Source organism: Lacticaseibacillus parakribbianus, from assembly GCF_025490915.1.
GTDB classification, from domain to species: Bacteria; Bacillota; Bacilli; order Lactobacillales; family Lactobacillaceae; genus Lacticaseibacillus; species Lacticaseibacillus parakribbianus.
Map to the genome: position 1 here is coordinate 89,842 of NZ_JANQBA010000004.1, position 26,048 is coordinate 115,889.

General features: G+C 62.2%; 26 protein-coding genes. 6 read left to right on the forward strand and 20 right to left on the reverse strand.

Annotation, left to right across the window (positions count from 1 at the left end):
* Positions 1-6: 6 nt before the first annotated feature.
* Positions 7-1,377, reverse strand: a complete 1,371-nt coding sequence (locus NUH19_RS05000; protein WP_262315455.1) for an MATE family efflux transporter — start codon at positions 1,375-1,377, stop codon at positions 7-9.
* A gap of 588 nt (positions 1,378-1,965) precedes the next feature.
* Between NUH19_RS05000 and hflX the strand changes: the two genes are divergently transcribed.
* Positions 1,966-3,246 (forward strand): GTPase HflX, encoded by a 1,281-nt coding sequence (hflX, locus tag NUH19_RS05005; RefSeq protein ID WP_262315456.1) that lies wholly within the window; start codon positions 1,966-1,968, stop codon positions 3,244-3,246.
* Positions 3,247-3,421: 175 nt separating this feature from the next.
* Here the strand turns inward: hflX and NUH19_RS05010 are convergent, their stop codons facing one another.
* The 6 genes from NUH19_RS05010 to NUH19_RS05035 all read right to left on the reverse strand — a co-directional run bounded on the left by NUH19_RS05010 (position 3,422) and on the right by NUH19_RS05035 (position 8,222).
* Positions 3,422-4,081: an amino acid ABC transporter permease gene (locus NUH19_RS05010; RefSeq protein WP_262315457.1), complete on the reverse strand. Its 660-nt coding sequence runs from the start codon at positions 4,079-4,081 to the stop codon at positions 3,422-3,424.
* Positions 4,082-4,096: 15 nt separating this feature from the next.
* A complete protein-coding gene (locus NUH19_RS05015) occupies positions 4,097-4,741 on the reverse strand; it encodes an amino acid ABC transporter permease (protein WP_262315458.1) in 645 nt (214 codons plus the stop codon).
* The gene (locus NUH19_RS05020) at positions 4,741-5,523 is read right to left on the reverse strand and encodes a glutamate ABC transporter substrate-binding protein (protein WP_420844670.1); all 783 of its coding nucleotides are present in this window, start codon (positions 5,521-5,523) and stop codon (positions 4,741-4,743) included. Before NUH19_RS05020 ends, NUH19_RS05015 begins: the two co-directional genes overlap by 1 nt.
* A 49-nt stretch (positions 5,524-5,572) precedes the next feature.
* Positions 5,573-6,310 carry an amino acid ABC transporter ATP-binding protein gene (locus NUH19_RS05025; protein WP_276580154.1) on the reverse strand — a complete coding sequence of 246 codons (738 nt, stop codon included), beginning with the start codon at positions 6,308-6,310 and terminating at the stop codon, positions 5,573-5,575.
* A gap of 253 nt (positions 6,311-6,563) precedes the next feature.
* Complete coding sequence (locus tag NUH19_RS05030; protein ID WP_262315460.1) at positions 6,564-7,388, reverse strand: DUF6681 family protein; 825 nt, start codon at positions 7,386-7,388, stop codon at positions 6,564-6,566.
* Positions 7,389-7,679: 291 nt separating this feature from the next.
* Positions 7,680-8,222 carry a hypothetical protein gene (locus NUH19_RS05035; protein ID WP_262315461.1) on the reverse strand — a complete coding sequence of 181 codons (543 nt, stop codon included), beginning with the start codon at positions 8,220-8,222 and terminating at the stop codon, positions 7,680-7,682.
* 1,148 nt (positions 8,223-9,370) lie between these two features.
* Here NUH19_RS05035 and NUH19_RS05040 point away from each other — a divergent pair.
* Together NUH19_RS05040 and NUH19_RS05045 are read left to right on the forward strand one after the other, a co-directional pair.
* Positions 9,371-10,450 carry an AEC family transporter gene (locus NUH19_RS05040; RefSeq protein ID WP_262315462.1) on the forward strand — a complete coding sequence of 360 codons (1,080 nt, stop codon included), beginning with the start codon at positions 9,371-9,373 and terminating at the stop codon, positions 10,448-10,450.
* Positions 10,451-10,480: 30 nt separating this feature from the next.
* Complete coding sequence (locus NUH19_RS05045; RefSeq protein WP_262315463.1) at positions 10,481-11,482, forward strand: NAD(P)-dependent oxidoreductase; 1,002 nt, start codon at positions 10,481-10,483, stop codon at positions 11,480-11,482.
* 71 nt (positions 11,483-11,553) lie between these two features.
* Here the strand turns inward: NUH19_RS05045 and NUH19_RS05050 are convergent, their stop codons facing one another.
* The 12 genes from NUH19_RS05050 to NUH19_RS05105 all read right to left on the reverse strand — a co-directional run bounded on the left by NUH19_RS05050 (position 11,554) and on the right by NUH19_RS05105 (position 22,721).
* Positions 11,554-12,243 (reverse strand): response regulator, encoded by a 690-nt coding sequence (locus tag NUH19_RS05050; protein ID WP_262315464.1) that lies wholly within the window; start codon positions 12,241-12,243, stop codon positions 11,554-11,556.
* Positions 12,244-12,247: 4 nt separating this feature from the next.
* Positions 12,248-13,873: an ATP-binding protein gene (locus NUH19_RS05055; protein ID WP_262315465.1), complete on the reverse strand. Its 1,626-nt coding sequence runs from the start codon at positions 13,871-13,873 to the stop codon at positions 12,248-12,250.
* Between the two features lie 134 nt (positions 13,874-14,007).
* On the reverse strand, positions 14,008-14,466 hold the full coding sequence (locus NUH19_RS05060; RefSeq protein WP_262315574.1) for a Fur family transcriptional regulator: 459 nt from the start codon (positions 14,464-14,466) through the stop codon (positions 14,008-14,010).
* A gap of 67 nt (positions 14,467-14,533) precedes the next feature.
* Entirely contained in the window at positions 14,534-15,112 is a 579-nt protein-coding gene (locus NUH19_RS05065; RefSeq protein WP_262315466.1) for a guanylate kinase, read from the reverse strand.
* 108 nt (positions 15,113-15,220) lie between these two features.
* Positions 15,221-16,435 (reverse strand): C40 family peptidase, encoded by a 1,215-nt coding sequence (locus NUH19_RS05070; RefSeq protein ID WP_262315467.1) that lies wholly within the window; start codon positions 16,433-16,435, stop codon positions 15,221-15,223.
* A 243-nt stretch (positions 16,436-16,678) separates the two neighbouring features.
* Positions 16,679-17,026 (reverse strand): hypothetical protein, encoded by a 348-nt coding sequence (locus NUH19_RS05075; protein ID WP_262315468.1) that lies wholly within the window; start codon positions 17,024-17,026, stop codon positions 16,679-16,681.
* 193 nt (positions 17,027-17,219) lie between these two features.
* On the reverse strand, positions 17,220-18,479 hold the full coding sequence (gene tyrS, locus NUH19_RS05080; RefSeq protein WP_262315469.1) for a tyrosine--tRNA ligase: 1,260 nt from the start codon (positions 18,477-18,479) through the stop codon (positions 17,220-17,222).
* 280 nt (positions 18,480-18,759) lie between these two features.
* Complete coding sequence (locus NUH19_RS05085) at positions 18,760-19,374, reverse strand: ABC-2 transporter permease (RefSeq protein WP_262315470.1); 615 nt, start codon at positions 19,372-19,374, stop codon at positions 18,760-18,762.
* Positions 19,352-20,221, reverse strand: coding sequence for an ATP-binding cassette domain-containing protein (locus NUH19_RS05090; protein WP_262315471.1), 870 nt, complete (start codon positions 20,219-20,221; stop codon positions 19,352-19,354). The genes NUH19_RS05085 and NUH19_RS05090 overlap by 23 nt, the downstream gene beginning before the upstream one ends.
* Complete coding sequence (locus tag NUH19_RS05095; RefSeq protein WP_262315472.1) at positions 20,214-20,600, reverse strand: GntR family transcriptional regulator; 387 nt, start codon at positions 20,598-20,600, stop codon at positions 20,214-20,216. The genes NUH19_RS05090 and NUH19_RS05095 overlap by 8 nt, the downstream gene beginning before the upstream one ends.
* Positions 20,597-21,832 (reverse strand): ABC transporter permease, encoded by a 1,236-nt coding sequence (locus NUH19_RS05100; protein ID WP_262315473.1) that lies wholly within the window; start codon positions 21,830-21,832, stop codon positions 20,597-20,599. Before NUH19_RS05100 ends, NUH19_RS05095 begins: the two co-directional genes overlap by 4 nt.
* Positions 21,825-22,721 carry an ABC transporter ATP-binding protein gene (locus NUH19_RS05105; protein ID WP_262315474.1) on the reverse strand — a complete coding sequence of 299 codons (897 nt, stop codon included), beginning with the start codon at positions 22,719-22,721 and terminating at the stop codon, positions 21,825-21,827. The genes NUH19_RS05100 and NUH19_RS05105 overlap by 8 nt, the downstream gene beginning before the upstream one ends.
* Positions 22,722-22,896: 175 nt before the next feature.
* On the opposite strand from NUH19_RS05105, the gene NUH19_RS05110 reads away from it, so the two are divergent.
* Together NUH19_RS05110 and NUH19_RS05115 are read left to right on the forward strand one after the other, a co-directional pair.
* On the forward strand, positions 22,897-23,562 hold the full coding sequence (locus NUH19_RS05110; RefSeq protein WP_262315475.1) for a VIT1/CCC1 transporter family protein: 666 nt from the start codon (positions 22,897-22,899) through the stop codon (positions 23,560-23,562).
* 10 nt (positions 23,563-23,572) lie between these two features.
* Positions 23,573-24,274: a VIT1/CCC1 transporter family protein gene (locus NUH19_RS05115; RefSeq protein WP_262315476.1), complete on the forward strand. Its 702-nt coding sequence runs from the start codon at positions 23,573-23,575 to the stop codon at positions 24,272-24,274.
* 73 nt (positions 24,275-24,347) lie between these two features.
* Here NUH19_RS05115 and NUH19_RS05120 read toward each other — a convergent pair whose 3' ends face one another.
* Positions 24,348-25,283, reverse strand: a complete 936-nt coding sequence (locus tag NUH19_RS05120; RefSeq protein WP_262315477.1) for an FAD:protein FMN transferase — start codon at positions 25,281-25,283, stop codon at positions 24,348-24,350.
* A 194-nt stretch (positions 25,284-25,477) separates the two neighbouring features.
* Here NUH19_RS05120 and NUH19_RS05125 point away from each other — a divergent pair, with 194 nt between their 5' ends.
* A complete protein-coding gene (locus tag NUH19_RS05125; protein ID WP_262315478.1) occupies positions 25,478-25,828 on the forward strand; it encodes an ArsR/SmtB family transcription factor in 351 nt (116 codons plus the stop codon).
* Positions 25,829-26,048 lie beyond the last annotated feature (220 nt).

Genomic DNA, 26,048 nt, shown 5'->3' on the forward strand with positions numbered 1-26,048 from the left:
CCAAACTCAAATCAGCTTGTTTTGGTACCACTTGTCGCCAGCAAAGCGCCGGATGAAGATGCCGCCGCGAACGCCCCACTCCAGGCCCATGATGGCGCAGACCCCGGGGACCCCGTAGCCCATGCGAACCGCGAAGACGTAGACGCCGACCACGCGAAAGGCCCACATCGAGGCCAAAGACACAATCGTGGTGAACTTGCCGTCGCCGGCCGCTCGCAAGGCGTTGGGCAGCACGAAGCTGACGGTCCAAAACAGCAGGTGCATCCCGACAAAGATGCAATAAGATAAGAAGATCACCGGCAGAATCGCCGGCGTCGGCGAGAACAGCCGAATGCCCGGCTTGAACAGCGCCAGCAAGAGCGAATCGCCCAGCACGAAGGCCCCGATGCCCAGGCCGACGAAGGACTTGGTGATTTTGCGGGCGTCCCTCAGGTTGTGGCGACCGACGCACTGGCCGACGATCGGCACCAGGGCCGTGCCCAAGGCGCTGGGGATGATCTCAGACATCTGGGCCCAGGAGCCGACAATCGCGTTGGTCACGATGGCCTGGGTGCCAAGCATCACAATCATCATCTGAATCAGAATCTTGCCGCCGTTGAAGAACACGCCTTCCGCCGCGAAGGGGACGCAGACCACCAGCACCTTTTGGAGCATGCGCCAGTCGACGCGCCGCATCAGCCGCCAGGTCAAGGCGAACAAGTCGCGATGCGACGCCAGCATCCACACCGCCAGGGCCGCCGCCAGCCAGCGCGACAGGTTCAACGCGATGATCATGCCGACCACGCCCAGGTGCAGCCAAGTGATGGTGATCAGGTTGAAGCACAGGTACATCACGTTCATCGCAAGCGACAGCTGCAGCGAGTTCTTGGTGCGGCCGATGCCGCGCAGGCTACCGTTGGTGCCTTCGACCAGCGCCTCAAAGGGGTAGCTGAACAAGACGCCGAGCATGTACAGCCTGGCGTTTCGCATCACCGCCGGGCTGGCGGCGCCGAACAACGCGCTGAGAATGCCGTTGTGCAGCAGCCCGAACACGACGGCCAGCACCAACCCGGTCAACACCGCGCCGTAAATCGTGCCGTTGACCACGTGGCCGAGCCGGCCGCGCTCGCCGGCCCCGAAGTACTGGGCGATCAGCACCGTGCCGCCGAGGCCGACGGCGACGAAGATCTGAATCAGAAACACGTTGACCGAGCCGACCATGTTGACGGCGCTGATGGCCGCCGCCCCGGAGCTTGCGATCATGGCGGTGTTCAAAAAATTGAACGACACCAGAAAGAACTGATCGACCACCACCGGCCCGAGTAGCCCGAACACCGCGCGGTAATCGAAGGTCTCCCCCGAAAAAAACCGCTGCAACAGCTGCCTGAATTTACCCACGACATCCTCCGTATTTGAAAGCCCTTGCGATTTAGGTCAATCGTACCCGATGCAGGGAAAAAAACAAGCCCCCGCCCCGGCAATCGCCACCGTGTCGCCTGCCGCCACCGCCCGTGCCGCTCACCGCGCCCCACTGCTGCAGCCCTGCCCCGCCGGTGGCGACCCCTCGGCGGCTCGCCACCGCCTGCGCAACGCGTCGCCCCGCGTGACGACGCCTCGGTCAGGCCACCGCCTCGCACGATGCTGCCCGTGTCGCTTGCGCCGTTCAGACGCCCCTCGCTCACGCCGCTCAGACGACGCCCCGATCCAGTCGCCGCCTCAGCTCGGCGCAGGGGCGACCGCCGAACGCCGCCACTAACGTTTGGCGCGGCGCCCGATGTGTGTTACACTTATCCTAGAAATTGAAAGGAGTCGATCCGCGATGCGTTTGAAGACAGTGGCCACCCAGACAATTGGATAACTTGCGCCTAGTGCGCCACTGCAGCGAGTCGAATCTACGGGACCAGTCCGGTCAATAGAGGAAGCTACTGGGCTTCCTTTTTTTGTGCCCAAAAAGCCGCGGCGGCGCCACCACCAAAGGAGAACTGTATGACTGAAACACAACAACCACAAGAAAAAGTAATCACCACCGGCATTTCGCGCGGTCAGGAGAACTTCGACTACACGATGCAAGAGCTCGCCGAGCTCGCCCGGGCCAACAACTACGAAGTCGTCGGCGAATCGCGCCAAAACCTCGACCGCTCGACCGCGGGCTTTTACTTCGGCACCGGCAAGGTCGAGGAAATCGCCGAGCTCGCCCGGGCCCTCGACGCGACCACCATCCTGGTCAACGACGAGCTATCCCCGTCGCAGCTGCGCAACATCGAGAAGGTCACCAAGCTGCACGTGATCGACCGCACCCAGCTGATCCTCGAGATTTTCGCCAACCGCGCCCAAAGCAAGACCGCCAAGACCCAAGTCGAAATCGCCCAGCTGCAATACGCACTGCCCCGGCTGCACCCAAGCGCCAACAAGCTGGACCAGCAAGGCGGCGGTGGCCTGGCCAACCGCGGGGCCGGGGAAAGTAAGCTCGAGATGGACAAGCGGGTGCTGAACAAGCGCATCGCCCGGCTGCGCCAAGAGCTCAAGGACGCCGACATCGGCGAAGAAGTGCGGCGCCAAAAGCGCCTGGAAAACGAGCTGCCGGTGGTCGCCTTAGTCGGCTACACCAACGCCGGCAAGTCCACCACGATGAACGGCCTGCTCGACCTTTTTGCCGACCACCCCGAAACCAAGCAGGTCTTTGAAAAAGACATGCTGTTCGCGACGCTCGACACCTCGGTGCGGCAGATCACGCTGCCGGATCACCGCAAGTTCCTGTTGTCCGACACCGTCGGCTTCGTCTCGAAGCTCCCGCACAAGCTGGTCGACTCCTTCAAGGCGACCTTGGCCGAGGCGGCCAACGCCGACCTGTTAATCCAGGTGGTCGATTACGCCGACCCGCACTACCAGGACATGATGGCCGTCACCGAAAAAACGCTTGCGAGCATCGGCATCGAAAACATCCCGATGATCTACGCCTTCAACAAGGCCGACCTGCGCGACGACACGGTGTTCCCGGAGGTCAACGGCAACCAGTTCGTCTACTCCGCCAAAGATGCCAAGTCGCTCAACAAGCTGGTCGAGCTAATCGAGGGCAAGGTCTTCGCCGATAACGAGACCAACACCTACCTGATCCCCTTCGCCAAGGGCAACCTGGTCGACTTCATCAACCGCGAAACCGGCGTGATTGCAACCGACTACACCGCAGATGGCACCCAGATCAAGACGGTGGTCAACCCGATTCAGGCCGGTCAGTTGCGGCCGTACCTGCAAGAAGACGCCCAGTAATCACCAACGCGGCCGCTGCGCTTGCCCTTGACGCAAGCGCCGGCTGGGCCGCCGTTACCGAGGACCCCTACCACTGACGCAAACCGCCTCGCATGTGCAAGCTCACATGCGAGGTTTTTTGCTGTCTAGGCAAAAAAAATGCCCCCGGCCGAGGCGGCCAGGGGCAGCGATGCCATCACGCGTGGTTCAGGCGGCGGTTGATCAGCCGAGCCCCGAGCGACAGCGCGTAGTTGACCACGAAGTACAGGACGGCCAGCGCGACGAACATCGGAATGGTGTAGTTGACGTCTTGCCCGTAGATAATCTGGGCGTGGTAGGTCAGCTCCGGCAGCAAGATGATGGTCGCCAGGCTGGTGTCTTTGACCAGCGAGATGAACTGGGAGACAATCGGCGGAATCATCGCCTTGAACGCCTGCGGCAAGATGATATGAAGCATCGCCTGCACGTAAGACATCCCGTTGCTGCGAGCGGCCTCCATCTGGCCGGTCGGCACCGCATTGATGCCCGACCGGACGATTTCGGCCAGCATCGCGGATTCGAAAATGCTCATCGCGACGATGGACGCCGGAATCACGCCCAGGCGAATGCCGATCCGCGGCAGCGCGAAGTAGGTGAAAAAGAGGATCAAGAGCAGCGGCAGGTTCCGGATCAGGTCGATGATGAAGCCGACGAAGGCCGAGAAGAACCGCACGTTGACGTACCGGGCGATGCCCAGCAGCGTCCCGATCAGGAAGCTGAACACGATGGAGGTGACGGAGACCTCCACGGTGACCCACAGGCCCTCCAGGAGGTAGTGCAGGTTAACTTGCGAATACGCATCGATGAAGCTTTGCATGGCACTTCCCCCTTTCTAGGCCGTGACCCATTTCTTTTCGAGGTGCCGCATCAGGTAAGACATCGGCATCGTCAACACCAGGTAGAGCAGCCCGACCACCAGGTAGGTGTCGAAGGTGTTGAAGGTCGCGTTGGCGATGATTTTGCCCTGGTACATCAGGTCGAAACCGGCGACGAAGGCCAGAATCGATGAGTTCTTGACCAAGTTGATGAACTGGTTGCCCAGGGGCGGAATCACGATCTTGATCGCCTGAGGGAACACGATCTGGCGCATCGCCTGGGCGTAGGACAGCCCGACGGAGCGGGCCCCTTCCATCTGACCGACGGCGACCGACTCGATGCCGGCTCGCACCGTTTCGGCGATGAAGGCGCTGGTGTAGATGGTCAAGCCGATGGTCCCGGCGGTGAAGCCATCCACCGGCAGCAGGTATTTAGGCACGATGACGTAAAAGCCCATGGTGATGACCAGAAGCGGAATGTTGCGGATCACCTCGACGTAGGTCTTGCCGATCACCCGCACCCACTTGGCCGGCGAGATCTCCATCAGCGCAAAGACGGTGCCAACGATCAGGGAGAACACCAAGGCGATCAGGCTGGACAGCAGCGTGTAGCCGAGCCCGGACATCAGGGTGCCGAAGTTATTGGTCAAAATGTTCAGCATTACTCCACCTCCTTGATGTCAAAGCCCGGAATGTCGGCGAACCACTTGTTGATCAGCCGCTCGTAGGTGCCGTTGGCGCGAAGCTGCGCCAGCGCCTTGTTCAGCGCCTTGCGCAGGTTGGTCTGGCCCTGGTTCAGCGCGATGCCGTACGGCTCCTTGGTGAAGGTGCCGCCGACCACCACGTAGCCGGGGTCTTGCTGGGACATCCCGTACAAAATGCCGTTGTCGGTGCTCAGCGCGTCGCCTTGCCCGGACTTCAGCGCCGTGAACGCCTGGGCGTAATCGGCCAGCTGCAGCACCGTGGTTTGCGGGGCGGCCTTTTTGACGTTGTCGACCGAGTTGGAGCCCTGAACGCCGATCACCTTGGTGCCGGCGGTCAGATCCTTGATCGAGTGAACCTTGCTTCCCTTTTTGACCAAAAGCGACTGGCCGGCCTTGAAGTAGGAATCCGTGAAGTCCAAAACCTTCTGCCGCTCCGGCGTGATGGTCATGGTCGCAATCACCGCGTCCAGGTTGCCGCCCTTGAGCATCGGCACCCGGGTGTCCGAGGTGACCTGCACCAAGGTGGCCTTGGCCGCCTTGCCCAGCACCTGCTTGGTCAAGGCGTTGGCCATGTCGATTTCAAAGCCCTGAATCTTGCCGGTCTTGGTGTTCATCAGGCCGAACAGCCGGGTGTCGGCCTTGACGCCCCAGACGATCGTGTCGGTTTTCTTGGCGTGGGCCAAGGCGTCTTGGTCGGCGACGCTTGCGCCGCACCCTGCCGCCACGCCGGCCACCACCATGAGAGCGACGGCCGTGAGCCATAATTTTAGCTTGTGCATAGGCGCCCTCCTAGTGGTTGAAAATCTTGCTGATGAACTCCTGCGCCCGGGGATCCTTCGGGTGATCGAAGAAGCCGGCGACGTCGGTGGCGTCCTCGAGAATCTGGCCATCCGCCATGAAGATGATGCGGTCGCCGACGCGCTTGGCAAAGCCCATTTCGTGGGTCACCACGACCATGGTCATGCCTTGCTTGGCGATGGTCTGCATGACGTCCAAGACGTCGCCGATCATTTCGGGGTCCAGCGCCGAGGTCGGCTCGTCGAAGAGAATCGCGCGGGGCTTCATCGCCAAGCTGCGGGCGATGGCGACACGCTGCTTTTGGCCGCCGGACAGGGCCGCCGGGTACTTTTGGGCCTGATCCTTCAGCCCGACCATGTCGAGCAGCTCAAGCGCCTCCTTCTCGACCTCGGCGCGGTCGCGGTGCAGCACCAGTCGAGGGCCGAGCGTAATGTTATCAATAACGGTTTTGTTTGCGTAAAGATTGAAGTGCTGGAACACCATGCCGACGTTCTTGCGAATCTTGTCCATGTTGGTGTTTTTCTCGGCGAGGTCAAAATCATTCACGATAAGTTTGCCTTCCGTGATTCGCTCCAGCCCGTTGATGGTTCGAAGCAGCGTGCTTTTGCCCGATCCGGACGGCCCGATGATCGTGACCACTTCGCCGCGGTCGATGGTCAGGTTGATGTCCTTGAGTGCGTGAAACTTCCCGTAATACTTCTCGACGTCGTGAAACTCGATCATTGACATCGAATCGCCTCCTTTTAAGCATGCGTTTGTGTACGACCGACGCACCGGCCCGGCGAACGTTTGGCTTTTGATTAAGCCTCCGTGTGGGGGTGCCGGCGGGATTTTACCTAGACCACTACCATCATACCCTAGCCAAATTCGCGGTGGCAAGCAATCAGGCTCGCGCTTGGACACAAAAAGGCCGTGCGTCAGCCGATAAAATCATTAAAATAATCTTACCGGTTTTTTCGCACGGTCGCAAATTTAGTTTTGGTTAGTCCCGCGGGGCCTGCACGTCCGGGCGAACGGTATAGGCGAGCTGGGCGGAAATAGTATAAGGCGTGACCTTTTGGATAAGCCCGTGGCGCCCGGGCTGCATCACCTCGCCGCCGGTCAGGAACACATGGGCCAGCGCCAGTTGGTAATCCTTCAGGGCCGCGGCGGTTGGCATCAGCCCCACCCGCGTGATCGTCCCCAAGGTGGTCGGCGTCAGCGCGTTCAGACCGCCCTCGATCACCAGCTGCTTGCCGCTTTGGGTCAGGGCGAAGTACGGCAGCTCGAACGGGCCGCCGATCGCCGCCACCGGCTGATGGGTGTGGGAGACCACTCGCGCGATCGCGCGTTCGTCCAGCCCCTGGTAGTTCTCGGTCAACGCCCCGCTTTGGCGCAGCTGGTCGACCAGCACATCCAGATTGGCCTGGTCGACCACCACCGTCGCCGGCAGGAGTCGCGCTTCGGTGAACAGGCCATTGGAGGCCCCGAGGTTGGTCCGCTGCAACAGCGCGGCCTCGGCCGCCTTGGCCGCCTGCGGGTTGCCGCCGAGCAACTTCTCGACTTTCGGCGACACGTCCCACTTCATCTGCTTGTCCGTAAAATAATAGAAGAAATTCAGCACGATGAAGTACAACAGCACCAGAAAGGCCAGCAAGAACAGCACCCCGCCGACGCGGTAGTTGACGTAGCGCAGGTGCCGAATCGCCTGGTACAGCAGGTAAAAATTGGCGCCGAAGGCCACGATGGTGAAGGCCTTCCCCTTCGCCTTGTCCTGAATGTTGAAGTAACTCAACGCGCGGTTGAGCAGATCAAGAGCAGTGAGCATGGAATACTTCCTTTCAGAGGGTGGCGCGGTGCGGTTAGCCGACCGGCCAGCGCAGGACTGGTGCTTGGGGCGGCACTTTGCCCCGAGTGCCGGTCCTAGCTGGACGCGTCGGCGATGCGCCGCGGAACCCGTTTAGAGGGTGGACCACGGCGCATGCACGGGACGGGTAGCCTAGCCGTGGCGCTTGAGGCCCGGGCCTGGCCGCGAGTGACGCGGCGTAGCTAGCCGCTCCCGCGTTGCCGTGGGGAACCCGTTTGGAGGGTGGCGCGGTGCGGTTGTCCGACCGGCCAGCTACTTCGTCGAACCGCTGCTGGCCTTACTACTGCTGCCGGATCCGACGTCACCGGTGGTGTCGCCGGTCGTCCCGACGGTGGTGTTACCCGTGGTGTCCCCGGTGGTGTCGCCATCGGTACCGGTCGTGGTGTCGCCGCTGCCGGTGGTCGTCGTCTCCTGGGTTGTGCCGTCACCGGTGTCGCCGGTGGTCCCGGTGCCAGTCCCGGTCGTCGTGTCGTTCCCATCCGTGGTTTGATCGGTGCCGGTGGTGGCTTTAGTGCTACTGCTGGTCGCACTGGAGGTCGCGCTGTCGGCACCGGCGGCCGGTTTTTCAGGCGCCTTGCTGGCAGTTGAGGCACTGCTGCTGGTGGCCGCCGGCTCGCTGCTGCCCTTGCTGCTGTTTTTGGCCTTCAGGCTGGAGGCCAGCGAGCTTTGCGCCTCGCGCGACTTGGGGGTGCTGGACGGATTGACCGCATTATTGATCAGACTGTAGCCGCTAATCAGGATAATAATAGAAACAATCGCTGCCGGTGACAGCAGCGGCGGGGTGCGATAAGCCATGGGAAACTCCTTTCGGCAAAACCAGCCACCGGCGACCACGGGGTCACTCGGGCGTCTCGCCCAAACATCTTGCTTCAATTGTAGCGTAGATGTGTGCGTAAAACGGGACGAAATGGTCAAGTTTATGAAAGTTAAACAAAGACGCACCAAATCCGCCGGCGGGAAGTACCCCGGCGGCGGATCTGGGCATTGTGGTCACGTGGGGGTCTACAAGGCGTTGGGTGGCCAGGCTCCTGTCCCACCACGACGCTGTAGCGCCGCGCTGGGGCCAAAACCAGGTCCCGCACCTGTCCGGCACCGGCTGGCAGCTTGTTGCCACTACCGCGCGGTGCCGCCGTCCCAGTTCCTGCAGATGGTGCCGCGGGGCTGGGGTCGTACCCGCCTAACTTAGGACTGCGCCGTGCGGTGACATCCACACGCCTGAGCAGGCGGTCGTGCTTTGGCTCTAAAACGGGTTACGCCGCCTGAGCCAGCACACCTTCCGGGCCTCCGGAACGGTTTGTTGTGCTGGCCGGTACGCGTCCCGGCCGCCTCTCCCGCCCGCGGCTACCTCCGTACTTGGAGTTGGACGTTTGATAATGCTGCAACCGGTTATCCACTACGATTAATGATTCCCGCCCAAGGTACGACGGGTTCCACTGATAGCATCGGACGGGGCCGGGCTGGGGCCTGGTCTGCGTGAGGTAGCGTGGCGCTTGCCACTGGATCGCCGCCGAAGAAGGGTTTGTCACGGTGGCCGGCCACCGACCCCTATCCTAGTGATCACTTGAGTTTAGCTTAGCAGGTAAGCGGTTACCTGGCAAATTTTAAGCTCGCAAAGCGCCAAAAAAAAGCTGCTCGCCACGCCCCCTTGTCGCGACACGAACAGGCGAAACATAGGTTCCAAACTGTATCAGTGTTGTGCCACGCGAAATTGTTTGTGAAAGTAATACTATGTAACATCCCCGTAATTGCGGCCTTGATAACGGTAGTGAGCATCCGGCGAGTTCCCGTTTTCTGTGCTAATGCAGCGTTTTCTCCGGTGTTGTCCACGCCACTTACGTTAGTTACATATGGTTTCGTTAGTTCGAAAAAGTTCGCTTTTTCACAAGCTAGCCTTAGGATGACTTAGTAAACAAATTCACAATAACCGAAAGGAAGTTCACATTATGGGATTGGTTGACGCGATTAAGCAAACCTTCACGAACAGTGCCATTATTAGTTCAATCACCTCTGTCATCTTCATCATTTTCCTGGGATTCTACCTCCGCAAGCGCGGGACCCTCGGGGCCGACTTCGGGAAAGTCCTGACCAAGGTTGTCTTGGCCGTGGCCCTGCCGGCCTTGGCCTTCAACTCCTTCATGGCCCCGATCAACGGCGACACGCTGCGTCAGGGCATGAGCGTTCTGGTCTGGGGGATCTTGATTTACATCATCTTGATCTTCGTGACCCCGCTGCCGTACCTGAAGTACAAGGGCGACAAGCGAACCACGCTTTCCGTTCTGACGATTTTCGGCTCCACCACCTTCTTCGGCATTCCGATCGTCGGCGCCGTGCTCGGGCCTAAGGGCGTGATGTACAGCTCGATTTTCAACATCGGCTACCGCATCTTCCTTTACTCCTACGGCTACATCCGCATGTCCGGTCTGAAGATGGACCGCGACAACGTGAAGAAAATGTTCCTGAACCCGGTTGTCATCGCGACGTTCCTCGGCCTGATCCTCTGGCTGGTTCAAGACGCGATGCCGCATGTCACCGCAGCGGTTGCCGCTAACGGCGCCGTGGTTGCCGGCGGCGGTACCGCCTCTGTTGCCTTCTACCGCATCGACCAAACCGCCCTTTGGCTGTTCAAGCCACTCCAGTACTTGGCCAACCTGACCTCACCGCTGGCTTGGCTTGCCATCGGGATCACGCTGGGCTCCATCTCCTTCAAGGAAGCCGCGTCCGATTCCACCAGCTGGTACTACAGCCTGAACAAGGTCATCTTGGTGCCGCTTTTGAACCTGATTTTGCTGCTGATCCTCAACGCCACCGGCATCATGCCGGTCAGCTACGTCGCGTTGGCCACGATGTGCATCATGATGGCCACCCCGACCGCGGCGGTCACCTCGGCCTACGCGATCAGCTTCGACCACGAGGCGGTCATGGCCTCCGATGCGTCGCTTCTGTCGACCATCGTCGCCGTCGTCGCCATGCCGTTTTGGATTGCGATCCTGCAGATTCTGAACACGACCGGGCTGTTCAAGTAAAAAACGTCAAGCAAGAAAGGATAGATGTGTATGTTTAAGATCGTCGCTTACGGGGTACGGGAGAACGAGGTCCCTTACTTCAAGCAGCTGAACAAGTACAACTACGAGCTGAAGCTGGTGCCCGAGTTTTTGACCCACGACAACGTGGAGACGGCCAAGGGTGCCGACGGGGTGATGCTGCGAGCCAACTGCGTCGCGGATGCAGAGAACCTCGCCAAATTCAACGCGTGGGGCATCAAGTACGTGATGACGCGGACGGTCGGCTTCAACCACATCGACCTGAACGCAATCAAGCAGTACGGCATGAAGTGTGCCCGCGTTCCTGCCTACTCTCCTTACGCCGTGGCCGAACTGGCGCAGACGCTGGGCATGATGCTCTACCGTCACACCGCCTTGGCCACCAGCAACACCTTCAACGGCAGCTTCGCCGTTGACCCGGCCACCTTCTCGCGTGAGGTTCACTCAAGCACCGTCGGCATCGTCGGCGCCGGCAAAATCGGCGCAACCGAGGCCAGCCTGTACCACGGCATGGGCAGCACCGTTTTGGCCTACGACCCGTACCCGTCCGATTACGCCCGTCAGTTCGTCACCTTCGTCGAAGAAGACGCGCTTTTGGCCAAGGCCGACATCGTCTCGATTCACACGCCTTACTTCCCTGGCGTCAACGACAACCTGGTCGACGCCGCCTTCATCGCCAAGATGAAGGACGGGGCGATGCTGGTCAACACGGCTCGCGGCGAGCTGGTCGATTACGCGGCCGTCCTCGCGGCGTTGAAATCCGGCAAACTCGGCGGCTTTGCCACCGACGTGTTCAAGCACGAGGCCAAGCTGATGGGTCACCAATTCGCTGGTGCCTTGCCGGATCCCGAGCTTGAAGCCCTGCGCCAGCTGTACCCGAAGGTGCTGATCACGCCGCACATCGGTTCTTACACGGAACCGGCGCTGCACGACATGATCACTGTGTCCTACGACAACTTCGACGAAGCGCAACGCACCGGCCACACCAAGAACGACATCAAGTTGCCGGATTAAGCCGGCGACGCCAAAGCCCTGACACCATCGCGGTTGCGATGCGCGTCAGGGCTTTTTGTGTGGGTGAAAACCTAGTTTTTGGCGGTGCTGGTGTAGACGGTGATCGGCCGGCCGACCTTCAGGTACTTGATGTCTGAGGAGACCGCGTCTTGGGTCAGCAGGTAGTCGAGGTACTTCTTGGTCGAAATGCGCGACAGCTTGGCGGCCTTGGCCAGCTCCTGGTTGGAGAACGGCTGCGGCAGCGTCGCCACCAGGGCCCGAATCTTGGCCAGCGTCATCGCCGACAGGCCCTTGGGCAGCGCCTCTTGCACGGGCGGCTGACTGCCGGCGGTGAACAGATGATCGAGGTCGTCTTGCGACAGCGCCGCGGCGCCTTCGGTCACCTGCTGGAAGGTCAAGAAGCGCTGAATCGCCGCGCTGAAGCGGGCGAAGGTGAAGGGCTTGACCAGGTAGTCCAAGACGCCGTAGTCAAGCGCCGGGCGAATGTGGGCCATGTCGCTGGCCGCCGTCAGCATGATCACCTGCGGGTGCAGTCCGGCCGCGGTCAGCTCGCTCAGCAGCTGGTCGCCGGTCAGCTCGGGCATGTAGACATCCAGCAAAATCAAATCGACCGGCTGCGCCGCGGCGGCGGCCAGCGCCGCGGCGGCATTGCCAAAGCTTGACACCGCAAGCTCGCTCGGCGCAATCACGCGCCGCAGGTACTGCGCGTTGAGCTCTCGCACCATCGGGTCGTCTTCCACAATCATCACATGCGTCGTCATCTCGTCACTCCTTTTCCCCCGCCGCCGGCAGTGCAAGCGGCAACTCCACCGTCATGACCGTGCCGTGCGGCTGATTATCGTCGCATTCCAAAATTCCGTGATGGGCGTGAACCACGCCGGCCACCAGGCTGAGCCCAAAGCCGCGGCCCTCCCCCTTGGTGGAAAAGTGCGGGGTGAAGATCTGGTCCTTGATGGTCGGCGCCACCCCGGCGCCGTTGTCACTGACGACGATCAACACCGTGGCACTTTCCGCGTCGTAATTCAGCGCCAGCTCGACCGTGCCGCCGTCGGTCGCCACGGCGTCCAGGGCGTTGTCGATCAGGTTGCCCAGCACCTTGATCAGGTCGGACTGAATCATCGCGGCCTCGCCGACCACGGCCGGCAGCGCGGAATCCTTGGTCACCGTCAGCGTTTTGCCCTGCTCGTGAGCCTCGTTGCGCTTGCCGATCAAAAAGCCCGTGATCGCCGGCAGCCGAATCCGCGCGTTCAGGTCGCCGAACTCGCTTTGGTAGTTGTGGTGAACGTCTTGGATGAAGGCCTGCAGCTTGTCGTACTCCGCCATTTCCACCAGCCCGGAGATCACCTGCAGCTTGTTCATGAACTCGTGCTGCTGAGCCCGCAAGGCGTCGATGTACTGACGGGTGCCGGCCAGCTGCGCGACCAGGCGCTGGTAATCGGATTGGTCGTGAAACAGCGCCAGCCGCCCGAGGTTGACCTTGCCGGCCATCAGGGGCGTCGTGGCGACGATCAGCTCGCGGTTGCGAATCGCTACCGACTGGGCCGCGACCCGCGCGTTGCGGCCGAACAGCGCCGCGGTCAGGTCGGGCGGCAGCGTCGCCCCGGCCTCAAGCCCCGGAAACAGTGCCTGGGCGACCTGGTTGAGCTGCATGATGGCCCCGGCCGGATCGATGGCGATCAGCCCCTCGGACATGCTTTCCTTCAGGGCCGTCAGCTCGGTGACCTGCGCGGCGATGGCGTCGGGCTCCATGCCCAAAAGCCGCCGGCGAATGTACCAGGAGATCCACACCGCGGCGACGATGCCAAGCGCCAGGCCGATGCCGGCGCCGAGCAGAATCGGGCCGAGCGACGCGCGGGTCTCCGCCTTAACCGTTTTGACCGTCACCGTGATGCAGACGATGCCGATCTGGCGGTGCTGGCCGTTGTAAATCGGGGCGAAGTAGCGGTACTCCGGCCCCAGCACCCCGAGCTTCTTGGAAAAATGGGCCTTGCCGTGCCGCGACTTGGCCGCGTCGTGGCGCAGCAAGAAGGACTGCCCGATCTGCGCCTTGACCGGGTGCGAGTAACGGATCAGGTCCTGGTTCATCACGACCACCGCGTCGACCTTCATCGCCTTTTGAATCCGGTGGGTGTAGCGCTCAATCGCGTTGTCGGCGCTTTGGGGCGGCTCATGCGCGACCAGGTTGTTGCGAACCACCGGGCTTTGCCGCACGACGTTGCCGATGTTTTGGATGGTGGTGTTGGTGCGTTGCGCCACGGCCGACGCGGTGTGAAGCGCCACGATGATGCCGGAGATCAGCAAAGACACCGCCACGGTGAGCCCGATGGCGGCGATGATCAAGGTGCGAAGTGATAGGCGCCGGCGCGGCGCGTTCAAGGCAGTTTTAGACATGATGACCCGTCCCTCAAAGTTGTACCCCTATCATACCACGCGGTGCCACGTAAAAAAGGAAACCACCGAACCGGCGATTTCCCAAAGTTCAATCATCACGCTGCGCTGACGCCAAGCCTTGCCCGTGCTTACGGCTACGCCCCGGGTCGCTCGGCCTGCTGTTGGGCCACCAGCTTCGCGCAGTCGGCACACAGGCCGTACAGCTCGAAGTTGTGGCTTTGAATCTGGGCCCCTTGCAGCTGCGTCTCAAAGTAGCCCAGGGGGCACATCTGAATCTCCTGAACGCGGTGGCAGCGCTGGCAGATGAAGTGGTGGTGGTGCGGGTGCTGGAAGTCGCACTGCAGCTTGACGGTGGCCTGTTCGCCCTGAACGTCGGTTTCGAGGATGCCGAGCTGCTCGAACTCCTTGACGTTGCGGTAAATGGTGTCGTGCGACAGCCCCGGGTACTGGCTTCTCATGTGCTTGTCCACCTGGGTCACCGTGACGTAGCTGTCGGCATGGGCCGCCAGGTAATCCACCAGGTCGCGGCGCTGCTTGGTCATGCGCATACCGCTGGCCTTGATTCTCTCGATTGCAATCAGACTCGCGCCCATCATGTTCCGCCTCTCTTAATCGTAAACGTTCCGATTATGCGTATTGTAGCACAGGCCGCACCCGGCTTCAACCGGGCAACCCGGCGGCGCTCAGCGCCAGATGCTTCATGAAACTGTCGATCTGGCGGCAGGCGGCCTGCCAGTCGTCGTTGACCACAACGTGAGCGTAAGGGGCAAGCGCCGGCGGCAGCTGCAGATCGCGGCTGTACTCCGGGCTGGCCAGCCGGGCGGCGATCATCTTGGGGTCGTCGCCTCGGGCCAGCAGCCGCGCCTTGAGCACCGCCGGGTCCTGGATGGTCAAATACAACACCGCAATCTTGGGCCCCAGCGTCTTGGCGTAAGTGATTGCCCCGGCGGTGTCCAGCACGATGCTGGCGAAGTTGGCCCGCCGCCACGCGGCATCCAGCGACTCAAAGGAGCTGCCGTACCGAAAACCTGCGTAGGTCACCGCTTCAATGTAGTGATTCTTGGCGAAGCTGTCTGCCGTCTCGAAGTGGTAATCCACGCCGTCGACCTCGCCAACGCGCTTGGGACGCGTCGTGTGTGTCATCACCCGCTGAATGTTGTAGGTGGCCTGCAGGTAGCGGCTCACCGTGGTTTTGCCCGTGCCGGTGGCGCCGGTGATGACAATCAGTTTCTGTTGCACAATGCCGTCCTCGATTCTTAGGTTTGTGTCGATTGTAGCATGCCGCGGCGCAAATAAAAACGCCTGCCAACTGCGGCAGGCATTCACTGGTGAGTGTGTCAATCGTGATTACAGGCGACGCGCGAAGCTTGGCGTGAAGGTACCGGCCAGCGATACGACGCGAACGGATTCGCCCGGGCGTGGCGCGTGAACGTACTGGCCCCCGCCGACGTAGATGGCGACGTGGTAAGCGGCGCCGCGGCTGCCCCAAAACAGGAGATCGCCGGGCTGCAGGCTGCTCAGGGAGACTTCGGAGCCGTAGTTGCCTTGTTGTGCCGCCTGGTGCGGCAGGGAAATGCCGACCTGGGAGGCGGCCCACATCACAAGGCCGGAGCAGTCGAAGCCGACGGATGGGCTGGCAGCGGCGTAGACGTAAGGGCGGCCAACCATGGAGACGGCGGCGCTCACCATGCTGCTGTACGAGCCGGAACCGTAAGAGCCGGAGACGTTGCCGGCCGGCTTTGGCGTCGTGGTCTTGGTGGCCGTGTTGCCGGTGGTCGTCGCCTTTTGAATCGTGGTGGCGGCAGCCTTGGCCGTGGTCTTGGCCTTGGCGGCTGCGGCGGCCAGCGTGGCGGCCTGAGCCGTCGCGGAGGTCAACTTGGCCTGCAGCTTGGCAACGGCGTCCTTGTTGTCGGCGAGCTTCTTGTCAAGCGCGGCGGATTCCTTCTTGGCCTGGGCCTGAAGCTTGGTCAGGTCGGTCTTGTCGGCGACCAGCTGGTTCTCGGTGGCGACCAGCTCGGTCTTTTTGGCCACCTGGTCGGCCTTGAGGGTCGTGACCTTGGCCTTGGCTTCCTTGACCGCGTCCAGCGCGTCCTTGTTGGCCTGGTTGAGCTTGTTGACGGTCATCCCGCGGGACACCAGGTCGGACAGGTCCTTGGCGTTCAGCAGGAAGTCCAGGTAGATGTTACCGGTGGCGGAGTCGCCGACCTGCTTTTGCAGGGAAATCAGCTGCTTCTTCAAAACCGCCTTGCGACTGGCAACTTCCTTGGACTGCTTGGCAATCTGGGTGTCGTAGCCGGCAATCGTCTTGGTGGTCGCGGCAACGGCCGCCTTGGCCTTCTCGATTGCCAAGGTCTTGTCGGAGACCTTGTTGTCGATCTTGGCGACGTTCTCTTGAGCGGTTTGCAGGTCGGCCAAAAGCTTGTCGCCCTCGCTCTTCTTGGCACTCAGCGCCGACTTGGCGTCGCTGACGGTATCAGCGGAAACGGTGGCGCCGGTGCTGAAGGTGCCGGCGGCGATCAGGGTCGCGACGGCGATCATTGTTAAGGACTTGGTTAGCTTCATATGTTGACACACTCCTCTTACTCACTGTTATGCAGTATAGCAAGTCAACATTACAGGGTTGTTACAACTGAGTTAACAAACCGAGTCGAATGCGCAACAGAACGGGGTTTCGCCGCGACTCGGCCTAGGTCTGCGCCCGGCTGAACACGCTTTCCCGCCGCGAAAAATGATTTAATTTTGAATAATATGACTGTATTTATGAGGCGCAAAAAACGCCTTGCAAGCAATTTGCAAGGCGCCTTCTCACGCGGTTTGGACCGGCACCACTTCGACGTGGAGCTGGTAGGTCTCACTTTCGTCCATCACCGCAATCACAAAATGATCGTCGGCAAACCAGGACACCGACAGCCGCTCGCCGACGGCCGCAGTCAGGCCGGCCAGGTCCAGCGGTCGCTGCTGCAAAAACGCGAACAGCCGGTCGGTCAAGTCGTGCAGATCCGGCAGCGTGCTAGCCGAAAGCTCGCTTGCAAGCAGGCTCAAGGCCTTTTGCGTCGCCGCCTCGAAAGTCAAAAGCGGCTCCTGGTCCAACCCGGCGTAAAACACCGCCAGGGATTGGTTCTGATAACTGGCTCCGATGACACTGTATGGCATCACGCCACCCCCCACAGTCGTTTCACTCAGTATAGCATCGTGGGGTGCGGCCGGCCAGCCCACCAGGGGCGGTGTCGCCTAGCAGCGCCGCGGCGGTCGCAGCGTTGCCGGCAGGCCGCATTCGCCCACACCACAAGACGCCGACCCAGTCGGCGTCCTGTGGCTCAGCGGCGGCCGGGTTCGCCTGCGTCGTTTACTGAATGTGAACCAGGAAGTACTTCTTCTTGCCGCGGCGAACGATCACGTACTGACCGTCGAAGCGGGTGCTTGGGTCGACCACGAAATCGACGTCGCGCTGCTTGTCGCCGTTGATCGAAATCGCGCCGTTTTGGACGTCCTCTCGGGCCTGGCGGCGGCTGGCCTCGATCTTGGTGGTGTCGACCAGCCAGGTGATCAGGTTCTCCGGGGTGCTCGGTGCCGTGGCGCTTGGGAACTGCTTGAAGCCCTGCTTGATCTCGGCGGCGGTCAGGTCCTGCACGTCACCGGAGAACAGCGCGGCCGAAATCGCCTCGGCCTCTTCGACCGCCTGCTTGCCGTGAACAAAGGCCGTGACCTCCTGGGCCAGGCGGCGCTGGGCTTCGCGGCGTTCGGGGTGGGTCTTGGTCGCCTCAACCAACGCCGCGATTTCGTCTCGGCTCAGGAAGGTGAAGAACTTCAAGAAGCGGTCGACATCCGCGTCGTCTTGGTTGAACCAGAACTGGTAGAACTCGTACGGGCTGGTTTTTTCCGGATCCAGCCAAACGGCGCCGCCGGCCGACTTGCCGAACTTGGTGCCGTCGGCCTTGAGCATCAGCGGGTTGGTAAGGCCGTACGCCTTGGTGTCTGAACCTTCGACCTTGTGGATCAAGTCGATGCCGGCGGTGATGTTGCCCCACTGGTCGGCGCCGCCGAGCTGCACCTGCACGTCTTCGTGCTGCAGCAGGTGCAAAAAGTCGACGGCCTGCAGGATCTGGTAGGTGAACTCGGTGAAGGAGATGCCGTTTTCAAGCCGAGAGGCGACGACCTCCTTGGCCAGCATCTGGTTGACGGGGAACAGCTTGCCGTAATCGCGCAGGAAGTCCAGCATCGACATCTTGGACAGCCAGCTGTAGTTGTCGACGATGCGGAAGTTGTCGGTGCCAAACATCCGCTCCATCTGGGCGGTCAGCGCCTTTTTGTTGTGCTCGATCGTCGCCATGGTCTGAAGCACCCGCTCGGAATTGCGGCCGGACGGATCGCCGATCGACCCGGTGCCGCCGCCGATCAGGATCACCGGCTTGTGCCCCATCAGCTGGAAGCGCTTCAGGATCATGAACGGAATCAGGTGGCCGACGTGCAGCGAGTCGCCGGTCGGGTCGGTGCCGGCGTAGATGCCGACGTGCTTCTCTTCGGTCAGCTTGCGCAGGCCGGCCTCATCGGTCATCTGGTTCAACGCGCCGCGCCAGGCGAGCTCGTCTAAAATGTTGTCGCTCATGTTTAGTTCCTCCTCTGTTGGGCCAAAAGCGGCCAGCGGGGCAAAAAAAATCGCCCCTAATCAACGAATTGATCAGGGACGATTATCACCGCGGTACCACCCAAATTATGACTGTGTCATCACTTTGAATGGGTAACGGCATCGCCCGAATCGCCAGGACTGCAAGAGGTGTAATTCACGACCAGGTGCGGGTCGGCTCGCATCATCCGCCGACTTTCTGAAACCGCGCAAGGCCCCTACTGGACTCTTTTGGCTATTAGGTTCAGTCTAACACGCCGGCTCACAAATGCAAGCGCTGATACCACCGAACGCTGAGCGGGAACGACGCGCCACACAGCACCGCGGCGCCAAGCGTCGTCAGCCCCATCAGCCAAGTCCCGGCCATCTGCACCACCAGCAGCAAGCAAAACCCCAGCACGAAGATCAGCCCGATCGGCACGAACAGCCCGGCCACCGGCCAGCGGCTGCCCAGGCGAATCACCGCCGGCAGCCCCAGCCCGATCAATAGCAGCCAAAAAGTCGCCATCAGCCAGATCACCACCCCCACCGCCTTGCCGGCGACAATCGGGTCATCAAAGCACAGCTGGCCCAGCCCCTGCAAGGCCGCCTGCATCAGGACACAGGCCGCGCCGCACAGCAGTCCGAAGGCGTATAGCCCGGCCACCACGGTGCGGCGCGTCAGCGGAAACAGCGCGAGCAGCGCCTTGACGCCGCGCTGGCCGTTCACAATCAGCGGCATGAAGGCGATGATTGCCGTGCCGCCGAAGATACCGCCGCTCATCGCCGCGAACGTCGGCTGGTTGGTCAGCGCGAGCAGAAACATCGCCAACCACAGCAGCCACCCGCTCCAGCCCATGCCCATGCTCTGCCAGCTAATTTTCAACACTGTTTTCATTCACTTGTCCTCCGCGTTCCAGCGCCACCATCAGCGCGTTCAATCCCACCGGCTCGCACACCACCCCGTCAAGCGCTGTGGCCGCGTCAACCGGCAGAATGGCGGTCCACCCCACCGCCGTCTCCCGCAGTCCAATCGCCGCCTCTCGCACCAGGGGCGACAGCGCGGCTGCGCCGCCCTTAACCTGGCGGTAAGCGGCGAGAAAGACGTCGCGTTCGCCGCTGAATTGTAGCCGCCCGTGATCCAGGTAGGCCAGGTAATCGACGATTTCTTCGAGGTCCTCGACGATGTGCGTCGAAATCAGCACGCTGGCGTCGCCTGCCGCGATGAAGGCCTGAAGCTCCCCCATCAGGTCGGCTCGCGTCGCCGCGTCGAGCCCGGCGGTCGGCTCGTCGAGCAAAAGCAGCTTGGCGCCGTGGCTCATGGCCGCGGCCAGCTGCAGCTTCACCTGGGTCCCCCGCGACATGCGCTGAAAGCGGGTGGCCATCGGTACCGCCAGGCGGTTCAGCCGGCTCACGTAGCCTGCCTTATCGAACCCCGGGTAGCCGGCGGCGTAGGCCCGGGCGATGTCTTTGGCCGTCCAGGTCTCGCCAAACAGCGGCTGGTCCAGCACCACGCCGATGGCGGCGCGAGTGGTCGCCACGCCGCCTGGGCGGCCCAGCAGGTCAAAGCCGCCACCATCAAGTGGCGCCAGGCCCAGCAGTGCCTTGAGCAGCGTCGTTTTGCCTGCCCCATTGGCCCCGACCAACCCCATAATGTAGCCGGCCGGCAGGGCGAGGTCAATCGGCCCCAGCGTGAAGTCACGGTGCGACACCGTCAGCCCGTGTGTGTGAATCAACTCAGTCATGATCGTCCCCCGCTTTCAGTAAGTCGTCGAGCATGTCGTGCAAGGTGCTAGCCGGCACCTGCCCCAGCGCGGCGTCGTCAATGGCGGCCTGCAGGTGGTCCTCGATGCGCGTCAGCACCCGCTCCTGCAACAGCGCGGGATCCTGGGCTCGCACGAACGCGCCCTTGCCCGGCACCGTGTCGATGAACCCCGCGGCTTCCAGGTCGCGATAGGCTCGCGTTGTGGTGATCACGCTGATCTGCAGGTCCCGGGCCAGCGCCCGAATCGATGGCAGCTGCGCCGCGGCCGGCAGCGTCCCGCTGACGATGGCGGCCTTGATCTGCGTTTCAATTTGCGCGTAAATCGGCCCCTCGGCCTGGTTGGAAATCGTAATGTTCATGCCTGCCTCCTTGACTCGCTGCGCATCAAGCCCAGCGCTTGGCGCAGTGCGGCGCCGGGGCCACGGTCGTCGTAGACCAGAACCGACACGCGGTACAGCCTAAGCGTCGCCCCAAACAGCCCAATCAGTGCCACCAAGTTGATGGCCCCGCTGACTGCGGCCGCCCCCAGGCCAACCTGCCCGGCCGCCACCCGCACCGGCATCACCAGCGGGGCGGTGAACGGGATGTAGCTCAGGGCGTTGAGCACCGTGCCGCCGCCTTGGGGAACCATGATGCTGGCGAAGTACCCGATCATCGCGAGCATCAACACCGGCATCAGCGCCATGCCGGCCTGCTCCACCGACGACACCAAGGCCCCGGTGCCGGCCGCCAGCAGGCTGTACTGCAGCACACCGAGCACGAACGCGGTGGCCAACACCCCGAGGGTGACGCCGGACTGGCCGCCGTTCAGGTACGGGCGAACCAGTTGCCACCATTCGGGCCGCAGGGCAAAGGCCACCGCAAGCGCCGCGGCGTAAACCGCCACCTGGGTGAGCAAAAGCGCCGCCACCCCAAGGATTTTGCCCATGAACTGGGCGGTCGCCGTGATGGCCGCCAGAATCGACTCCTCGATGCGCGAGCCCTTCTCCGTGGCAATCTCCTGGGCGATGATGCTGCCGTAAGTCATCAGGAAGAGGTAGAGCAAAAAGCCAACGGCCACGGCGACCACGGTGCTGCCGGCGGCGGTGTCGCCGGCGTCTGCCTCCAGCCGCCCCGCCTTGGCCGTGGCGGTGCGAACCCGCAGCACCGGCTTGGCGGTCAGGCTCGCCACCTGCTCGGCCGAAAGCCCCAGCTTGGCCGCGGCCAGCCCGGTTTGAAGCGCGGCCAGCTGGGTCTCAAGCAGCGTTGTGGCGACCTGCTCGCCGCCCTTGCGCTGCGTCAGCTGGGCCTGACCCTTTTGCAGGACCAGCACCGCGTCGTAGCGGCCGGCCGCCGTCGCCTTGTCGGCCGCGGCCACGCTGGCCACCCGCCGGTAGTGCTGGGTCTTGGTCTGACTTTGAACCAGGGTCGCCGCGACCGCCTTGGGGGCGACCACCGCGACTTGGACCGTGGGACTGGGACCGCTCAGGTAGTAGGCAAAACCGGCGATGGCTAACGCGCAGATCACCGGGGCCAGCACCAGGCTCAGCCAGCCGGCGCTGGTCACGTTCTTGCGGTACGTTTGCTTCAACACCACCCATGCGCTACGCATGGTGATCACCTGCTTTCAGTTTGAAGATGGCTTCGAGGCTCGGGGCGGCCTGGACGAAGCGCGGAATGTAGCCGTCCTTGGTCGCCGCGGCGAAAATCGCCCGGCCGGCCGCCGGGTCGCGCAGGGTCACCGCAAACCCGCTGCCCTGCGGCACCACCGCGGCCACACCAGGAAAGGCGGCCAGCTCGGCTTGCGTCAGCGGCGACTCGATGGTCAGGTTGGTGCGACCGAACTGGGCGGCAATCTCCGCCTGGGTGCCGGCCAGCACCGTCTGACCGTTGCGCAGCATCACGATTCGGTCGGACAAAGCCGTCACATTGTGCATGTCGTGACTGGAGAAAATGATGGCGCAACCGCCGGCCTGAAGCGCCCGCACCCCCTGAATCAGCAGGTCCGCGTTGACCGGATCGAGCCCGGAGAACGGCTCATCGAGAATCAGGAGCTTGGGGCGATGGATGATGGCGGCAATCAGCTGGATTTTCTGCTGGTTGCCCTTGGACAGCGTCTGCAGCTTGTCTGAGGGCTTACCCTTGACGGCGAACGCGGCCATCAGCCGCCGCAGCTCGGCCAAGGCGGCGGGGCGGCGCATGCCGTGCAGTTCGGCGAAGTACAACACTTGCGCCTGCACCGTCATTTTCGGGTACAGGCCGCGCTCCTCCGGCAGGTAGCCGATGGCGCTGCGTGGCAGCCGTGCGATCGGCTCACCGGCCCATTGAATCGTGCCGGTGGTCGGCTTGAGAAAATCCAGAATCATGCGAAAGGTGGTGGTTTTGCCGGCGCCGTTTTGACCGATCAGCCCCAGAATCTCCCCTGGCGCGACGGTGAAGCTTTCGGCGTCGACCGCCGTGGTCTGGCCGAAGCGCTTGGTCACCTGATTGAGTGCGAGCATGGTGAGCCTCCGTTCATACTGTATATGTTTGACATGCACAGTATAGGCGGTGCCTCCTGATTGTGCAAGCCTTTTCAGCAACTAACCGTAAGTTTGGGACGCCTTAACTTGCGCGACCACCGCACCGGGGTTACAATAGTTCTGTGTTTAGAACGATTCCATTGTGGAGGCCATCATGAATTTAGCTGAGAAAATCAATGTCATGCGTGCCAGTGTCATGGGCGCCAACGACGGCATCTTGTCCGTCGCCGGCATCGTCATCGGCGTCGCCGGGGCCAACACCTCGACCCACGCGATCCTGCTCGCCGGACTCTCCGGGATGCTGGCCGGCACCGTGTCGATGGCGATGGGCGAGTACGTGTCGGTCAACGCCCAGCGCGACGCCGAGAAGAACGCGCTGATTCAGGAGAGTCGGCGCCTGGACAACGATTACCAAGGCGAGGTCGCCTTTATCCAAGACAAATACCAGGCCACCGGCATCTCCGCCGACCTGGCCGCCCAGGCGACCGCCGAGATGCTGGCCCACGACAAGATCAACGTCGCCACCCGCGAGCGGTACGGCTTTGACCCCAAGGAGAAAACCAGCGCGGTCGCCGCGGCGATGGCCTCGATGATCGCCTTTCCCACCGGGGCCCTGCTGCCGATGGCCGCGATCTCCTGGCTGCCGGTGACGGCTCGCATCATCGGCACGGTCGTCGCGGTGATCGCGGCCCTGGCCGTCACCGGCTACACCGCCGCGGCGCTTGGTTCCGCCAACCGGCTGCGGGCCTCCTGGCGCAACGTGGTCGCCGGCATTTTGACCATGGCCGTCACCTACTTCGTCGGCTCGCTGTTCGCTTAGGAGGCGCGACATGACCACACTGACTGCAAAATCCAAAACCAAATCCAAGCAGACCATGGCCGAACGCGCCAACACGCTGCGAGCCGGGGTACTGGGGGCCAACGACGGCATCCTCACCGTCGTCGGGGTGCTGTTTTCCGTCGCCGCCGCCACCACCAACCACTTCACCATTTTCATCGCCGGGCTCGCGGATCTGTTGGCCTGCGCCTTTTCGATGGCGTCGGGCGAATACGCCAGCGTCAGCTCGCAAAAAGACACAGAAGAGGCGGTCGTCAAGGCCGAGGCCGCCCTGCTTGAAACCGACTACTCAAGCGAGCTGCAGGCCGTAATCGACCACTACGTCGACCGCGGCGTGACCACGGCCACCGCGGCCAAAATCGCCGCGCAGCTGATGCAAGAAGACGCGCTGGGCACCGTGATCGCCGTCAAGTACAGCCTGCAGCGCGGCCACTACATGAACCCCTGGGACGCGGCCTTCTCGTCTCTGGTCGCCGCGGCCTCCGGTGGCATTTTCCCGCTGGTCGCGATGACCTTCCTGCCGGTCGCTTGGCAGTGGCCCGGCACGATTCTGGCGGTGATCGCAAGCGTCGCCTTGACCGGGTTCCTGTCGGCCAAGCTGGGCGACGGCCTGGTCAAGACCGCGATGATCCGCAACGTGATCATCGGCATCATCACGATGATCATCCACTACGGCATCGGTCAGATTATGTAGACATTTTTTCAAAAAAATAGCGTCGCCGGCCTCCCGTTCGGAAGGTCGACGGCGCTTATTTTGGCTGAAGAGCTCAGGCCCCCATCGTCGGCATCAGCGTTTCGCGCAGACCGGCGGTTTTGTACAGCTGGGTGTCCTTGGTGATGAACAAGGCCTCGGCCCCGTTGTCCTCGATTTCGTCGTAGCCCTTGGGCAATCCGGCGTAAAAGCCGATCGACGACAGGACATCCGCCTGCTCTGCGGTGTCGGCCACCACGGTGATGCTGGCCATACTGGACTCCACCGGCGCCCCGGTCTTGGGGTCGATCAGGTGGTGGTAGACGTGGCCGTCTTGGTCGAAGTGGCGAAAGTAGATGCCGGTGGTGACCACGGCCTTGGGCGCGGTGGTCAAAGTCGCAATCGCCGGGCGGTTGGGCTCGCGCGGATCGGTGATGGGAATCTGCCACAGCGGCACCCCGGCCGCGCTATTGCCGACCAGCCGGCAGTTGCCAGCCAGGTCGATGCGGCCGCCGGTCACGCCTTCCTGCGCCCACAGCCGCGCCAGCTCGTCGATGATGAAGCCCTTGGCGATGCCGCCGAGGTCAAGCGCCATGCCGGCTTTTTGGAGGAAAACGGTCTGGGCCTCGGGATCTAGGTAAACCAGCTCCGGGTCGGTCAGCGCCAAGGCGGCCGCCTTGTCCGCCTCATCCGGTACCGAGGCGTCGTCAAAGCCGATGCGCCACAGCGCCACCTCGGGGCCCAGTAGCGCGTTGTAGTCCAGCTGGCGCTTGCTCCAGGCCACCGCCCGGGCGATCAGGTTGAACACCGCGCGAACCGGAATGTGAACCGGCTTTTGGCCGGCCGCCTGGTTGATGGCGGAAACCAGCGACTGGTCGTCGTAAAACGACAGCAGCTTGGCGTAGGCGTCGACCAGCGCGGTGCTTTTGGTCAGCGTGTCGGGCTGGCCGCCGCCGTAAATCGTGAGCGTGTTGGTCGCGCCCAGTGCCTTGAAGGTGATCGAATTTGTCATGTGGATTGCTCCTTTTAACTGGCGGCACGTCTGTGAGGCGACGTGTTCGGATTTTGGTGGCGCTTTCGCCCCACTCCAGTGTAATCGTTCACACCCGCGGCCGCAAAGAAAAATTAATTCGCAAAATTGTCACATTTATTTTGGAAAAAGAGTAGACTAGCGGGTGAGAATATAGCCGCCAAGGAGGACCCATTGTGACTACCTACACGCAAGCACAAACGGAAGCTTTGAAGGAGTTCAAGTCGGATGTCAACCACCTCAATGCCCTGGCCAATGCCAGCCGCCAGAAGCTGATCATGATCTTGAGTACCGTGACGCCGGAGCACGGCATCAAGGTCAACGACCTCGCCGATGCCATCGGCCTGTCTCAGCCGGCCACGTCGCACCACCTGAAGACGCTGCATGAAATCGGCATGGTCGACTCCCGCCAGGTCGGCAACATCGTCTACTATTTCCTGACGCTTGACGACACCATCACCCGCCTCGAGCGGCTGACCGCCGCCTTGCGCCGCCAGCAGGCCAGCGTCGCCGTTGCCGTCCACTAACCACTGCGCCGCCCGACAATCGCCGGGCGGCGTTTTTGGTTGGGCGTCGTTAGTTGTCTGGCCGCAGCGGCCTCCGGGTCCTGGGACCCTGTGGTCGCGACATCACGCAACTCGGCGGCCAGCGCGGCAACGACTGACGCACCAAAATGCGCAAGTGGAATTGGCAACACTGGGCGTGAACCACCGCGCGGCGGTGCCACTCCGATCACCGTGCTGAGTC